We start from the raw sequence: 14,604 nt of genomic DNA, 5'->3' as shown, positions 1-14,604 counted from the left end.
TCTGGCTCTGGCTCTGCAGATGATAGTTCTTGAGCGAGCAAGTCAAGCTCTTCTTCTTGCTCAATAACTTCGACCTCTTCGCCTAGTAAAGCACTGAAGTAATCATCAAGTGCTTGTTCACTGGAAAGTACGTCGTTATTGCTCATCGAACGCTAACCTCTCCAAGTAAATCAACAGTTGCTTATAAGCAAACACGCCACGACTGCCAGAAGCAAAATGCGATGCAGGCAAATGTTTCAAGCTCGCATCGCGGAATTTGGTGTCAATAGGCACAGCCGAAGTCCACACCTGATTCGGGTAGTCTTTCTTAAGCTGAGTCAGTGTCTGCAACGAGGCTTTGGTGCGCTTATCGTACATAGTCGGAACGATAGTCACTTTGAAGCCACCCGGACGAGACTTTTGCATGATAGTCAGGGTGCGAATCATGCGCTCCAGACCTTTCATTGCAAGAAATTCGGTTTGAACCGGAATCAAAATGCGGTCACTGGCTGCTAATGCGTTAACCATCATCACACCTAGAATCGGCGGACAATCAATCAAAACATAATCGTAGTCTTGAGCGACAGCTTGTAATGCGCGCTTCAAGATCAAACCCATTCCACTGCGGTTGCCCATTACGCGATCTAGCGTAGCAAGCGACATGTGCGCGGGAATGATGTCCATCCCTTCAAGCTCGGTTTCTAAGATCAACGGTTTCACCGTCTCACGTGAAAACGTCTTGAGTTGGAAAAGATCGAACAAGCTTGATGTTACTGCATCCGGATCATAACCAAGATAAGTCGTCAGCGACGCGTGCGGATCGGTATCCACCATCAAAACACGATGACCTTTTTGGCTAAGTAGACCGGCCAATGTCACGGTTGATGTGGTTTTCCCTACCCCACCTTTTTGGTTAGCTACACTCCAAACGATCATGATCTTTCCTACGCTAAGCCCACTTCCACCAGCATGCGCTCTGCAATGCGTTCAAGTGGTAAATCTTCAATAGAGATGCCCGCTTTCGCAACCGCTTGTGGCATGCCATAAACGACGCAACTTTCTTCGTCTTGAGCCCAAATGGTGGAACCGGCTGATTTCAGCATGCGTGCACCTTCACGACCATCAGCGCCCATGCCTGTCAGTACCATTGACAACACTTTGTCGCCGTAGACTTTTGCAGCGGAACCAAAGGTTACATCGACACACGGTTTGTAGTTCATGCGATCGCCGCCATCGATAATACGAAGACGAGCAGCACCAGCACGACCGTCAACCATCATCTGTTTGCCGCCTGGGGCAAGATAAGCCACACCCGCTTGCAGCACATCACCATCTTGCGCTTCTTTCACTTGGATTTTGCATAGCGTGTTTAGACGACTTGCAAATGCCGCTGTGAATGTCGCTGGCATGTGTTGGATAAGCACGATTGGATGTGGATAGTTAACAGGTAAACGAGTCAGAATTTTTTGTAGCGCAACAGGACCGCCAGTCGACGTACCAATTGCTGTTAGCTGATACTTCTTACCTGATGCACGGAATTTCGCTGCCATCGGACGACTTGGCGCAGATGCAGTCGGCGTAGCAGTGCGAGAAGTCAAAGGACGCGCTGTTGAACTGGTCGCAGCAGCCGCTGGTCGCGCAATTGGACGACGCATAAACGCGCGCTTAGACGCAATTTGAATCACTCGCTGTTGAAGCAGTGACACCGCTTCATCACGGTTGCGAGCAATGTCTTCGAACTTTTTCGGTAAGAAATCCAGCGCACCAGCGTCTAGTGCGTCAAGCGTTGCTTTCGCCCCATCATGAGTCAGGGACGAAAACATCAGGATTGGCGTAGGAGACGCAGCCATGATTTCACGAACGGCAGTGATACCGTCCATGACTGGCATTTCAATATCCATAGTGATGACGTCAGGTTTGAGAGTTTTGGCTTTCTCAACCGCTTCTCTGCCGTTAACCGCAACGTCAATCACTTCTAGGCGCGATTCTGAGTTGATGATTTCGCTTACGCGACGACGGAAAAAACTCGAATCATCAACGACTAGTACTTTAATCGCCATCTTATTCCTTTTATCGACTCCAGCTTCGCTTAGATGCGCGAAGCTGCAGCGTATTGCTTAAGTAGGTCTGGCACATCAAGAATCAATGCGATGTGGCCATCACTGGTGATCGTCGCACCTGCCATTCCTGGCGTGCCTTGCAATAGATTGTCTAGTGGCTTGATCACCACTTCTTCCTGGCCGATCAATGTATCCACAACAAAACCAACACGTTGGCTGCCGATCTGTACGATAACAACATGACCGTGGCCTGTGCGCTCCTGGACACGAGGAGACTTAGAAGCCAACCAATTTTGTAAGTAGAACAGTGGAATAGACTTATCACGTACGATGATCGTCAACTGACCATCCACCACGTTAGTACGGCTTAGATCTAAATGGAAAATCTCGTTCACCGACGCCAATGGCAGAGCGAACGGATGACCGCCAACGCCGACCATCAGTGTTGGAAGAATTGCCAGTGTCAGTGGAACCTTGATGGTGATCTTGGTGCCCTTGCCCAGCTCTGAATCGATATCGATAGAGCCGTTTAGGGTGTTGATCGCGGTTTTAACTACGTCCATACCTACACCACGACCAGAGATATCAGAAATCTTCTCTTTACTTGAGAAGCCTGGTGCAAAGATCAGGTTGAAACATTCTTTGTCTGATAGACGCGCTGCAGCATCTTCGTCCATCATGCCGCGTTTCACTGCGATGCCACGAAGTTTGTTCGGATCCATACCGCCGCCATCGTCAACGATAGCCAGTTCGATATGATCGCCTTCTTGTGATGCCGACAGGATGACTTTACCAGTACGAGATTTACCGGCTTTCGCTCGGTCGTATGGCATTTCGATGCCGTGGTCAACCGAGTTACGCACCAAGTGGATCAATGGATCCGCTAGCGCCTCTACTAGGTTTTTATCTAGATCGGTCTCTTCACCGCGCATTTCAAGCACGATGTCTTTATTTAGGTTACGAGCCAAGTCGCGAACAACACGTGGGAAGCGGCCAAATACTTTCTTGATTGGCTGCATGCGCGTTTTCATCACTGCACCTTGAAGGTCTGCAGTCACGACGTCTAGGTTTGCTACCGCTTTCGACATTTCTTCGTCGTTGCTGTTCAAACCAAGGCTTAGTAGACGGTTACGCACCAATACAAGCTCACCAACCATGTTCATGATGGTGTCTAGCGTCGAAGTATCAACACGTACCGTTGCTTCCGCTTGTGGCTTCTTAACCGCAGGTGCTTTTGCTTCTTCTTTTACCGCAACCGGTTTTGCTTCTGGCTTAGGAGCCGGAGCAGGTGCTGGAGAAGGCGCAGCCGCTACTGGAGCTGGCTGAGGTGCAGGTGCCGGTTTTGGCGTTTCAGGTACCACATTTTCTGATGCTGGTTTGGTCGCAAAGTCTAATTCTTCGATAGATGGACCTTTACCCGCACCATGCAATTCGTCGAGCAGCTTTTCAAACTCTTCGTCAGTCATCAGATCGCCGTCAGTGGATGCTGACATTGCTGGAGCAGCTGGCTCTGGCGCTTTAGCCGGCTCTACTGGAGCAACATCTGATGCTGATGGGCTCTTACCCACACCGTGTAGCTCATCCAATAGACGTTCAAATTCATCATCAGTGATGTCGCCGCTGTCCGCTGCAGGCGCACTTGCCTGAACTGGTGCAGCTGGAGCTACTGGCGCTGGTGCAGACGCACCCGGAGCAGAACCTTTACCGTGCAGCTCGTCCAATAGCTTTTCAAATTCGTCTTGGGTGATTTCGTCAACAGAGCCAACGCTTGAAGATGCAGGAGCAGACTCAACTGGCGCAGCTGGTTGCTCGATGACAGGCTCAGGAATAACAGGCTCTGGCGTTACGACTGGCGCTTCAACGGCAGCGACCACTTCGTCTTCAGACTCTGGTTTGCATAGGCGGTGAAGCTCTTCTAGCAACGCAGGATCTGCCGCGTCTAGAGGTTCACGATCTTGTACCGCTTGGAATTGATGGTTAACCGTATCAAGCGCTTTCAACATGGTGTCCATCAGGCTTGGCGTCACTGAACGTTGACCGTTTCGCAACACGTCGAACACGTTCTCGGCACCGTGACAGGTATCCACCAGCTCCGCTAATGATAGGAAACCAGCACCGCCTTTCACTGTGTGGAAGCCGCGGAAAATCGCGTTTAGGAGATCTTTGTCTTCTGGATTGTTTTCCAGTTCAACAAGCTGCTCAGAAAGCAGCTCTAGGATTTCTCCAGCCTCAATGAGAAAGTCCTGAAGAATATCTTCGTCTAAATCGTAGCTCATACGTTACCTTTAAAATCCAAGACTGGACAACAAGTCGTCGACTTCGTCCTGCGACGAGACCGCATCTTCCCTTTGCTCAGGATTAAGAATTGGGCCTTCTGCTTCGCTTGATTGTTTTATCTTTTTATCTGACGGTTCTGGCAAAACTTGAGTCTGTTCTTCTGGTTTATTGCCAGAAAAGACGGTCAAGATCTCAACCAGGCGATCTTCCACTTCATTGACAAGCGTGATCACGCGACGAATGATTTGACCCGTTAAGTCTTGGAAGTCTTGTGCCATAAGAATTTCGGTCAGCTGACCGCGCAATTCAGTGCTATCACCTTCGACCTGAACCAACAGCTCATCAATACGATGGCAAAGCGCTTTAAAATCGCTTAATTCAATGCGTCCGTGCATGAGTTCGTTCCACTGAGGGCGAACTTGTTGAAGGCACTCATGCAGGTTATCGGCGATAGGCAAACAGCACTCTACCGCGTCCATCGTTTTATTTGCTGCTAACTCAGTTTTATCAATCACGTATTGCAGACGGTCTCTTGCATCAGGGATTTCCGCCCTGGCAATTTCTGTCATGCGTTGATCAATATTGAAGTGCTTAAGTGAATCATGAAGGTCGCGGGTTAATGTTCCGATTTCTTTTAACATCGGATTCCCATCGCTTTCATATATCGAGGCAACAAGCGCATTCGCTTGATCTTGTTCCCCGCTTTCTAGCATCTGAACGAGTGACTTCGCCTGCTCTAGTGAGATCATCCTGAATAGACCCTTTTTTACGTTTAGTTCTTCCTTTTCGCTTTTTTAGCGTCAAACGAGCCACCCTTTAGTATTAAGTATTAGGAGTGATGACTCGGTTAACAAAGAGAAAGAAAGAGTTATAAACGTTCGAAGATTTTATCTAGTTTTTCTTTTAGCGTTGCAGCCGTAAATGGCTTAACGATGTAACCGTTAACGCCTGCTTGAGCTGCTTCGATGATCTGCTCACGCTTTGCTTCCGCTGTGATCATTAGAACAGGTAGGTGCTTAAGTTCTGCATCGGCACGGATGTGTTTCAGCAAGTCGATGCCCTGCATACCTGGCATGTTCCAGTCAGTTACAACAAAGTCGAAGTCACCTTTTTTCAGCATAGGTAATGCGGTTAAACCATCGTCCGCTTCCTGAGTGTTATTGAAACCCAAGTCACGAAGCAGGTTTTTAACAATACGGCGCATTGTTGAGAAATCATCAACAATAAGGATCTTCATGTTTTTATTCAAAATTGCCTCCACTGAATCGTAAAATCAGTGTGTTTAGTCATTTTGTGTCCACGCACTGAGCTTGGTGCGTAAACGTTGCATCGCTTGACTCAGTATTTGGCTTACGCGAGATTCGCTTACACCCAACACGTCGCCAATTTCTTTCAAATTGAGTTCTTCGTCATAATAAAGCGAAAGTACTAGCGCTTCACGCTCTGGAAGTTGTTTTATTGATTCAACCAGTGCTTTTTTGAACGATTCATCAGCAACGCCCTTAAATGGGTTGCTGTCATCAGTTTCATCAGCCGGTGAAATCACATCATCAGAGACGCCTAAATCTTCAATTCCCACCAGTTTTGAACAGTTTATGTCGGTAAGTGCACTATGATATTGGTCTAGTGTCATACCAAGATGCGCTGCTACTTCTGAGTCCGATGGGTCACGATTTAGTACACCTTCCAGCTCTGCGATCGCTTGGTTAATTTCGCGATTGTTCTTATGAACAGAACGAGGCACCCAGTCGCCTTTGCGAATGTCATCTAACATTGCACCGCGAATTCGGATACCTGCATAAGTTTCAAAGCTCGCACCTTTAGAACCATCATAATTCTGCTGAGCTTCGATAAGGCCGATCATGCCGGCCTGAATTAAATCTTCTACCTGAACACTCGGCGGTAAACGGCCTAACAGGTGATGAGCAATACGCTTAACCAACACCGAGTAACGTTCAATGAACGCCTGCTGGCTGTTAAATTTGCCATGTTGGTCATAGGTAATCGCTTTATTCACCAAAAGGGGCCTCTGTGAATTCAGTACGATTTAACAGTCTTTCGACAAAAAACTCTAGGTGTCCACTTGGTGTTTTTGGCAGTGGCCACGTCAGAGCTTTGTTTGCTAATGAGCTGATCGCTAAAGCCGCAGGAGAACGAGGGAATGCATCCACAACAATCTTCTGTCTTTTCACGGCTTGACGTACTTTGTCATCCAATGGAATACATGCTACGAGTTCAAGGCTGACATTCAAGAAGCGCTCTGTGACTAGTGTCAACTTTGCGAATAATTCTCTGCCTTCACGGTAGCTTCTGACCATATTTGCAACAACTTTGAAGCGCTGAACTTGGTGTTCTTTACTCAACAGCTTGATTAATGCGTAGGCATCTGTGATAGAAGTCGGCTCATCGCAGACAACAACCACAACATCTTGAGCTGCACGTGAAAAGCTAATCACCATGTCAGAAATGCCCGCTGCTGTATCAATCAGCAGGACGTCCATTTCTTCTTCAAGGCTACCAAATGCACGGATGAGTCCAGCATGTTGAGCGTGAGACAGCTCGGTCATGCTTTGTGTGCCAGAAGTTGCAGGGACTATCTTTATACCATAAGGGCCTTCAACAATCGCATCTTTTAGCTCACATTCACCCGCAAGGACATGCCCTAGGTTACGTTTTGAACGGATTCCGAGCATAACGTCCACATTGGCTAGACCTAGGTCAGCATCGAGAACCATCACCTTTTTGCCTTGGCGTGCCATACAGATCGCCAGACCCAGTGTTACGTTTGATTTACCCACGCCACCTTTACCGCCAGTAACAGCAATTACTTTAGTCAATGATGGTTGTGTTAAGCGACGGAGGCCGCTTGCTTGATCGTGTATCATATTCTCAGTCATAGTAGTCCGCCGCCCTAGAGTCCTTCGCTGTCACTGTTCCAAAAGTGAGGTTCGTTCTCTGTCGACTTCTCTAACAGTTCATTTGCTTTCGCAATCATGTATTTTGGTTGTGCTATCACAATGTCTTCTGGCACGCGCTGACCATTGGCAATGTAGGCCACTGGCATCGCGTTCTGAATCACCACGCTGATGAATTCACCTAAACTCAACGATTCATCAAGCTTAGTCAAAATACAGCCCGACAACGGAATGCGTCGGAAATGATCCAGTGTTTCTTGTAGAACACGACGTTGTGCGGTAGCTGGCAAAACAAGGTAGCTGTGAATCACTTCTCCGCTCTCTTGCATTAGGGTATCAAGCTGCTCAGAGAGTCTTACATCTCGTTGCCCCATCCCTGCCGTATCGACCAAAATCAGTCTTCTGTTTCGTAGCTGATATATAACATCGGCTAACTCGTTAGAATCTTTAGCAACTCTTACAGGACAACCCATAATTCTTCCGTAAATTGAGAGCTGCTCATGTGCACCTATGCGATATGTATCGGTTGTCACAAGGGCCACATTGTCGGCACCAAACTCCATCGCCGCACGCGCTGCAAGTTTTGCAACCGTGGTCGTTTTACCAACACCCGTTGGGCCCAGCAGTGCAACCACACCGCCACGCTTGAGGATGTCTTGTTTTGGAATGCTGATTTGATCCGCCACGAGAGAAAGCAGTGCCTTCCAAGCTCGCGCCGGTTTGGTATCTTCTGGAATGTAGCAAGCCATCTGGTCTGCAAGCTCAGGTGATACACCCATGCGTTCCAAACGCTTAATCAACATCGCACGCAATGGCTCACGACGCTCTACCTCTTGCCACATTAAGCCTGACACTTGATGCTCCAACAGACGACGAATCGACGTCATCTCTTCGCGCATGTTCTCCAGCTCACTTTCTGAATCTTCTCGCTCATCCGATGGACGACGACGGTCATAGCGCGTTGGATCCAACTTAGGCGTTGGGCGGTCGAATCGGTTATCTTGTGCAATCAGCTTCGCCAATGGCGAGTCTGGTTGATAGGGCGCTGGCTTCTCTTGGTTATAGCTTTCACGGTGCTTATTTTGGCGCTGCAGCAATGCCGACAAAGAGTCTTCGTTCTCTGCCACATGGTCATCGGATTCTGCTGCCCCGCCGCTGTATTGCTTGAGCATGTTGGCGAAACGTTGCGTCATCGAGCCTGATTTTTCGCTGTTTGCGTTTAGGCTAATTCTGTCTTCATCCAAACGGCGATCTTGATAACGCTCTGCTGCGGATGACGGCAATTGACGTTGTTCGCTATAACGATTTGGTTGAGCTGCGCCACGATTAGGAAGAGAGTGTGCTTGCGAAGTTGGTGCTGCGTTCGACTCACCATCGATTGCCGCTACGATCTCTACACCGCCTGCCACTTTCTTATTCGACATGATCACTGCTTCTGCACCAAGCTCTTCTTTCACTTGGAGCAGCGCCGTTCTCATGTCTTTGGCAAAGAATCGTTTAATTTTCAAACTATAAATCCATTAATGATGCGCGGGTTAGTTGCCCACGGCTTGCACAATTCTGATCTGCTTTTCGTCCGGTATTTCTTGGTAAGACAGTACTCGGAGGTTAGGTATCGTGTTCTTAACGAACTTCGCTAATGTCGAACGCAATACGCCAGATGTCAGCAGAACCGCAGGCTCGCCTTTCAGTTCTTGCTCTTGTGTCGCTTGGCTCAGGGAGGACTGAAGTCGCTCAGCCAATCCCGGTTCAATACCGGCAGATTCGCCGCCTGAAGCCTGCATGGTTTGATGCAATATTTGTTCCAGTTCAGGAATCAGGGTTATCACTGGTAGTTCAGGCTCTATCCCATTGATTTCTTGAACAATTAGACGTTTCAAACTAATGCGTACTGCGGCAGTTAAAATGTCAGGTTCTTGACTCTTACTCGAGTACTCCGCCAAGGTTTGTACGATGGTTCGAATATCACGAATTGGAATCGCTTCATTGAGCAGGTTCTGCAGGACTTTCACCACCACACCAAGCTGAAGTTGGTCAGGAACAAAGTTCTCAACCAGCTTAGGCGCACTGCGACCGAGCATTTCCAATAGGTTCTGTACTTCTTCATGACCAATCAATTGTGACGCGTTGTTAGTCAGTAGTTGGCTCAAATGGGTAGCAAGCACTGTCGATGAGTCCACCACGGTGTAACCTAATGCTTGAGCATGTTCACGCTGCTCTTCACGAATCCAAACCGCTTCTAAACCGAATGCAGGGTCCATGGTCGGTTCGCCTTCAATCATGCCGTAAACCTGACCGGGGTTAATCGCCAGCTCTTGATCTGGGCGAATCTCGGCCTCACCCACGGCAACCCCCATCAAGGTGATACGGTAGCTGTTTGGTGTGAGTTCTAGGTTGTCACGGATATGCACCGCAGGAATCAGAAAACCGAAGTCTTGAGATAGCTTTTTACGCACCCCTTTCACGCGCTCAAGCAGCTCACCACCTTGGTCACGATCCACCAACGGAATCAGACGATAGCCTACTTCTAGGCCGATGATATCGACGGGTTGTACGTCATCCCACGACAATTCGCGTTGAGAAATCGGTTCGCTGCCATCTTCTGCTTTGGCGGGTAAAGCGGGTTCTTTGGCTTTTTGTTTTTGCTTCTTGTCGAGCCAGTAAGCTGCACCACCAGCAACAACCGCTAATGATAAGAACGAGAAATGAGGCATGCCCGGTACGATACCCATCACACCGAGGATCGCTGCAGTGATCATGAGGGCTTTCGGGTTGTCGAACATCTGGAAAATCAGCTGTTCGCCCATGTCTTCATCAGTATTTTGACGCGTTACCATCATCGCAGCCGCGATAGACAATAACAGCGATGGAATTTGTGCCACCAAGCCGTCACCGATAGTCAGCAAGGTGTAGATTTGCATTGCTTCAGAGAAGCCCAAACCGTATTGCGCCATACCAATCGATAGACCGCCAATGATGTTGATGAACAGGATTAAAATACCCGCAATCGCATCACCTTTTACGAATTTAGACGCACCGTCCATTGAACCGTAGAAGTCGGCTTCTTTAGTCACTTCAAAACGGCGTAAACGCGCTTGGTCTTGGTCAATCAAACCAGCGTTCAAGTCCGCATCGATCGCCATCTGCTTACCTGGCAAGGCATCCAATGTGAAGCGAGCACTTACCTCTGAAATACGACCCGCACCTTTGGTTACAACCATGAAGTTAATGATCATCAAGATAAGGAAGACCACAAGACCGACGGCGTAGTTACCACCGATAACAACGTTACCAAAGGCTTCGATTACGTTACCGGCCGCATTGCCCCCTTCATGACCGTACAGAAGTACAACACGAGTTGAAGCAACGTTCAGCGCCAAACGTAACAACGTCGCGATAAGCAGAACGGTTGGGAACGCCGCAAAGTCGAGTGGACGACGTGTGTAAACGGTCACTAACAACACCACCATGGCTAAGGCGATGTTAAAGGTGAAGAATAAATCCAGCAGGAATGCAGGTATAGGTAGCACCACCATTGCAAGGGTGGCCAATACCATAACAGGCGCACCAATGGCGGGCATGGAACGCTGTGGAATTCTTGGTAATTTATCTGCAAATGGCAGGCTTAACTTCATACTGCGAGGTGTCTCAATCGGTCTGGAGCATCACGTAAAAGAAGCATGTGAGTACACACATGTCACTAGTATTACGCGACGGCTTTCGCCTAAAAGTTTAGGTATTGTTGTTGATTAGCACGATATAAGCAATGTGTGTACCATGATTAACGCCAAAATAATGACTGGTTGCTCAAAGAAATCACAATCCTTTGATCTAATGTGAATTTTTGTCTAATCACACCATGCAATTATTTTCATTAGTGACGATGTTCTGGTGGGATTGGTAAGTCGTAATCCTGAATCTTCGGTCGTTGCCCACCACGCTTACGGTACTGTTTAAGTTGGAACACAAACGCCAGAACTTGTGCCACGGCAGTAAATAAACCGTCTGGAATTTCCTGCTCTAACTCTGTGGTATGGTAAAGCGCACGTGCCAATGGCGGAGCTGGCACAATGGTAATGTCGTGTTCACGTGCCACTTCTCGGATCTTCATCGCCATATGGTCGGTACCTTTGGCGATCACCACTGGAGCTCGATCGGTTTTCTGCTTATAACGCAACGCAACAGAAAAGTGCTCCGGGTTGGTAATAATAACGTCGGCCTGCGGCACATCGGCCATCATTCGACGTTGAGCCGCTTCTCGCTGTAACATACGAATACGACCTTTCACTTCCGGCTTACCTTCGGTCTCTTTGTATTCGTCTTTGATCTCTTGTTTGGTCATTTTAAGCTGATCAGCGTGTTGCCAAATCTGGAACGGAATATCGATCGCCACGACGATAAGCAAGGAGCAACTGATCAGCAGGATGAAGTTGAGCAAAATATCCAAAGCGTGGAAGATATTTTGCGGGTACACATCCATGCTTAGCTGAATCAAATCCGCTTGCGAAGCTTGGATCAGATAGATCGCCATCCCCGTCACCAATGCGACTTTCAGAATTGATTTAATCAGCTCGACCCAACTCTGCATCCCGACCATGCGCTTTAAACCACTAAGCGGGTTCATCTTGGAGAGCTTTGGCATCGCCGCTTCGGCAGAAAAGCTAATACCACCGACGCCCGCTGCACCAATCATGGCGGCAACAAACAAAGTGATAAGAATAAGGAACAGTGGGAACAGCAGATCCGTCATCGCTCCAAAGGCAATATCGAATAGCTTCGCGGTATCGAAGATTTCATCACGAGTAAGATCAAACAAGCGACTCATAATTGAAAACAAAGAGCGCGCCAAAGACTCGCCAAACCACATCAAGGCGATAGCGCCCACGATCAGCACTGATGCCGATGCGAGCTCTTTAGACCGAGCAACCTGCCCCTTTTCTCTGGCTTGTTGTAACCGTCGGGGTGTGGCTTCTTCGGTGCGTTCCTGACCGTCTGACTCTGCCAATCCAGCCTCCTAGCAATCCAAGCGAATGAGGTTACAAATCTGTTCCTCACCCACAGCCCAGAACAATTCATAATGACTGTACAAACCAGCCAAGATGTACCAACAAAGTAACAAGCCCACCATCAAGGCGAAGGCAAAACCAAGCGAGAAGATGTTCAGCTGTGGTGCAGCACGTGTCATTACACCGAATGACAAGTTAATCGTCAGCAGCGCGATAATGCCCGACAACGACATACTTAGTGCTGTCTTAAACATGATGCCAAGCCAACTCGCCATTTCACGGAAGTCGACCGCATTGAGCGAACCGGACCCAATCGGCAAGGTTTTAAAACTGAACACCACCAATTGCAGCATTTTTAAATGCCCGTCGGTAGCGAGGAAGAACATGGTCGCCAAAAACATAAACAGCTGACCAAGCAAAGGCGTGTTTTGACCGTTCGCGGGGTCCACCATCGAGGCAAAGCCCAAGCTCGATTGCATACCCAAGATCTGACCAAGTAGAACAAAGGTTTGAATCATAAACTGGGTCACCATGCCCATCGCAACGCCAATAACGATTTGCTCTGCAATGGTCATAAAACCACGGAAAGAGAGCAACTCGATGTCTTGAGGCACGGCAGGAATCGCAGGTGCGACCGCAAAAGTAATCGCGAGACCAAGATAGAGACGAATTCGAGGCGAGACGAAGCGTGCCCCAGTTACCGTCATCACCATCAACATGGCAGAGATGCGGGTATAGGGCCAAAAGTAGTTTGCGATCCAGTCGAGGACGATATGGGTCGGATACTCCATACGCGCCTCTAGTAAAGCACCTGTGGTAGGCGTTCAATCAAACCAAAGAAGTATTCCATCAACATCTGTGTCATCCAGTGGCCAAACAGCATCAGTGCCAACAAAGTGACAATCAAACGGGGTAAGAAACTCAACGTTTGTTCGTTGATAGAGGTTGCCGCTTGGAAAATGGCAACGACAAGACCGATAAGCAAACTTGGGATGATAATGGCACAGACCATGATCAGCACCATCCACAGTGCGTCACGGAAAAGCTCGACAAACATTTCAGGAGTCATGTCTTACCCTCTTCTCTCTGTGCCAATCTAAAGGGCAAAACTGCCGGCGAGTGTCGACAATATCAGATTCCAACCGTCCACCAACACAAACAACATCAGCTTAAATGGCAGCGATACGATCATTGGTGAAAGCATCATCATACCCATCGCCATCAACACCGAGGCAACAACCAGGTCGATGATCAAAAACGGCAGGAACAACATGAAACCAATTTGGAACGCGGTCTTGAGCTCAGAGGTAATGAATGCCGGAATCAACACTGCCATAGAGACATCTTCTGGGTTCGTTACCTGCTCACCAGACATGTTCACAAAGGTCTCTAGGTCTTTGATTCGTGTCTGCTTAAGCATAAAGGCTTTCATTGGAACTTGCGCAGCATCGAACGCTTGGCGCGCCGTCACTTGCTCATTCAAATAAGGCTGAATCGCGTTGTCATTAATCTCATTCAGAACCGGCGACATCACGAAGAAGGTAAGAAAGAGCGCAATACCAATGATGACTTGGTTCGAAGGCGTTTGTTGCAGACCCATTGCTTGTCGCAAGATGGACATTACCACCACGATACGAGTGAATGAGGTCATCAAAATCACCATCGCTGGCAAGAAGCCAAGCATGGTCATCAACGCAAGAATTTGCAGCGTGACCGAGTAGTCTTCGCTGCCATCGGCATTGGTCGTCATGGTGAAAGCGGGAATGCCTCCACCATTGCCCACCGACATGCTGCGGCTGGAACTCGACTCGTTCTCCATTGCTTTTACTGTCACGCTGTCGCCTTCAGCCAGATTAGTAGGAAGCGCGGATTCCTCTGCTTGAGCAAACGAAAGCGAAGAAAACAGTACGCCAATCAGCAACACAAAGGTGCTGAGCATCAGGCGGATTGAGTTATCCTTTGTCATGTTTTTTTATTAGTTGGCTGAACTGGCTAGCAAAAGCACCGGAAGCCAACTCTTCCTCTTTCAATGGCGTTTCAAGTTTGGCAAGCGTTTGAATAGATTGGCTAGTGATGCCCACCAAAAACTGCTCTTCACCGACTTGGAAGACCGCAATTCGTTCTTTCGTACCAACGGGTAGCTGACTAACAATGCGCAGCCCTTTTTGCTGACCTAGTGCTGGCACTTGCATGCGTTTCAACATCCAAGCAAGCAGAAGAATCACGCCAATCACCAACACTAATGAGCCCAGCGTTGTCGCCAAATCTAAATTACTTGGCGCGGCAGCAAATGCATAAGGAGCACTTAGCGTTAAGCCAAGTGCTCCTGTGATTTGCTTCAATCGAGTTTTGATTGAACTGCTCATA

At 48.4% G+C, this 14,604-nt stretch carries 14 protein-coding genes and 1 pseudogene; all 15 read right to left on the bottom strand.

Annotated features, from left to right (window positions below):
• Window positions 1–146, bottom strand: a pseudogene (locus KIV40_RS18820) (chemotaxis protein CheW); the annotation flags it as partial.
• On the bottom strand, window positions 136–915 hold the full coding sequence (locus tag KIV40_RS18815; RefSeq protein WP_005531116.1) for a ParA family protein: 780 nt from the start codon (window positions 913–915) through the stop codon (window positions 136–138). The gene KIV40_RS18815 and the pseudogene KIV40_RS18820, both read right to left, overlap by 11 nt.
• Window positions 916–923: 8 nt before the next feature.
• Entirely contained in the window at window positions 924–2,039 is a 1,116-nt protein-coding gene (locus tag KIV40_RS18810) for a chemotaxis response regulator protein-glutamate methylesterase (RefSeq protein ID WP_285350730.1), read from the bottom strand.
• Between the two features lie 29 nt (window positions 2,040–2,068).
• Entirely contained in the window at window positions 2,069–4,315 is a 2,247-nt protein-coding gene (locus tag KIV40_RS18805; RefSeq protein WP_285350729.1) for a chemotaxis protein CheA, read from the bottom strand.
• A 9-nt stretch (window positions 4,316–4,324) separates the two neighbouring features.
• Window positions 4,325–5,065, bottom strand: coding sequence for a protein phosphatase CheZ (locus tag KIV40_RS18800; protein ID WP_005433162.1), 741 nt, complete (start codon window positions 5,063–5,065; stop codon window positions 4,325–4,327).
• 119 nt (window positions 5,066–5,184) lie between these two features.
• Window positions 5,185–5,553, bottom strand: a complete 369-nt coding sequence (cheY, locus tag KIV40_RS18795; RefSeq protein ID WP_017635949.1) for a chemotaxis response regulator CheY — start codon at window positions 5,551–5,553, stop codon at window positions 5,185–5,187.
• Window positions 5,554–5,598: 45 nt separating this feature from the next.
• A complete protein-coding gene (locus tag KIV40_RS18790) occupies window positions 5,599–6,333 on the bottom strand; it encodes an RNA polymerase sigma factor FliA (RefSeq protein ID WP_005433165.1) in 735 nt (244 codons plus the stop codon).
• Entirely contained in the window at window positions 6,326–7,213 is an 888-nt protein-coding gene (locus KIV40_RS18785) for a MinD/ParA family protein (protein ID WP_285350727.1), read from the bottom strand. The genes KIV40_RS18790 and KIV40_RS18785 overlap by 8 nt, the downstream gene beginning before the upstream one ends.
• Before the next feature lie 14 nt (window positions 7,214–7,227).
• Complete coding sequence (gene flhF / locus KIV40_RS18780; RefSeq protein ID WP_005531106.1) at window positions 7,228–8,739, bottom strand: flagellar biosynthesis protein FlhF; 1,512 nt, start codon at window positions 8,737–8,739, stop codon at window positions 7,228–7,230.
• A 27-nt stretch (window positions 8,740–8,766) separates the two neighbouring features.
• Window positions 8,767–10,866, bottom strand: coding sequence for a flagellar biosynthesis protein FlhA (gene flhA / locus KIV40_RS18775; RefSeq protein WP_005531105.1), 2,100 nt, complete (start codon window positions 10,864–10,866; stop codon window positions 8,767–8,769).
• Window positions 10,867–11,105: 239 nt separating this feature from the next.
• Entirely contained in the window at window positions 11,106–12,236 is a 1,131-nt protein-coding gene (gene flhB, locus KIV40_RS18770) for a flagellar biosynthesis protein FlhB (RefSeq protein ID WP_005433060.1), read from the bottom strand.
• 9 nt (window positions 12,237–12,245) lie between these two features.
• The gene (gene fliR, locus KIV40_RS18765; protein WP_005433005.1) at window positions 12,246–13,028 is read right to left on the bottom strand and encodes a flagellar biosynthetic protein FliR; all 783 of its coding nucleotides are present in this window, start codon (window positions 13,026–13,028) and stop codon (window positions 12,246–12,248) included.
• A gap of 8 nt (window positions 13,029–13,036) precedes the next feature.
• On the bottom strand, window positions 13,037–13,306 hold the full coding sequence (fliQ, locus tag KIV40_RS18760; protein ID WP_005433008.1) for a flagellar biosynthesis protein FliQ: 270 nt from the start codon (window positions 13,304–13,306) through the stop codon (window positions 13,037–13,039).
• A gap of 27 nt (window positions 13,307–13,333) precedes the next feature.
• Window positions 13,334–14,203 (bottom strand): flagellar type III secretion system pore protein FliP, encoded by an 870-nt coding sequence (gene fliP, locus KIV40_RS18755; protein WP_285350725.1) that lies wholly within the window; start codon window positions 14,201–14,203, stop codon window positions 13,334–13,336.
• Complete coding sequence (fliO, locus tag KIV40_RS18750) at window positions 14,190–14,603, bottom strand: flagellar biosynthetic protein FliO (RefSeq protein WP_285350724.1); 414 nt, start codon at window positions 14,601–14,603, stop codon at window positions 14,190–14,192. The genes fliP and fliO overlap by 14 nt, the downstream gene beginning before the upstream one ends.
• Window position 14,604 lies beyond the last annotated feature (1 nt).

The sequence above is a fragment of the Vibrio sp. D173a genome (assembly GCF_030248475.1).
The sequence above is the reverse complement of the archived record's forward strand: the minus strand, read 5'-3'. Positions and strand labels throughout refer to the sequence as shown.

Excerpts from the sequence above, each read along its gene's own strand:
- KIV40_RS18785 (WP_285350727.1), bottom strand. The coding sequence starts at position 7,213 with ATGACTGAGAATATGATACACGATCAAGCAAGCGGCCTCCGTCGCTTA.
- fliR (WP_005433005.1), bottom strand. The coding sequence starts at position 13,028 with ATGGAGTATCCGACCCATATCGTCCTCGACTGGATCGCAAACTACTTT.
- KIV40_RS18815 (WP_005531116.1), bottom strand. The coding sequence starts at position 915 with ATGATCGTTTGGAGTGTAGCTAACCAAAAAGGTGGGGTAGGGAAAACC.
- KIV40_RS18805 (WP_285350729.1), bottom strand. The coding sequence starts at position 4,315 with ATGAGCTACGATTTAGACGAAGATATTCTTCAGGACTTTCTCATTGAG.
- fliP (WP_285350725.1), bottom strand. The coding sequence starts at position 14,203 with ATGACAAAGGATAACTCAATCCGCCTGATGCTCAGCACCTTTGTGTTG.
- cheY (WP_017635949.1), bottom strand. The coding sequence starts at position 5,553 with ATGAAGATCCTTATTGTTGATGATTTCTCAACAATGCGCCGTATTGTT.
- fliQ (WP_005433008.1), bottom strand. The coding sequence starts at position 13,306 with ATGACTCCTGAAATGTTTGTCGAGCTTTTCCGTGACGCACTGTGGATG.
- flhA (WP_005531105.1), bottom strand. The coding sequence starts at position 10,866 with ATGAAGTTAAGCCTGCCATTTGCAGATAAATTACCAAGAATTCCACAG.
- KIV40_RS18810 (WP_285350730.1), bottom strand. The coding sequence starts at position 2,039 with ATGGCGATTAAAGTACTAGTCGTTGATGATTCGAGTTTTTTCCGTCGT.
- KIV40_RS18800 (WP_005433162.1), bottom strand. The coding sequence starts at position 5,065 with ATGATCTCACTAGAGCAGGCGAAGTCACTCGTTCAGATGCTAGAAAGC.
- fliO (WP_285350724.1), bottom strand. The coding sequence starts at position 14,603 with ATGAGCAGTTCAATCAAAACTCGATTGAAGCAAATCACAGGAGCACTT.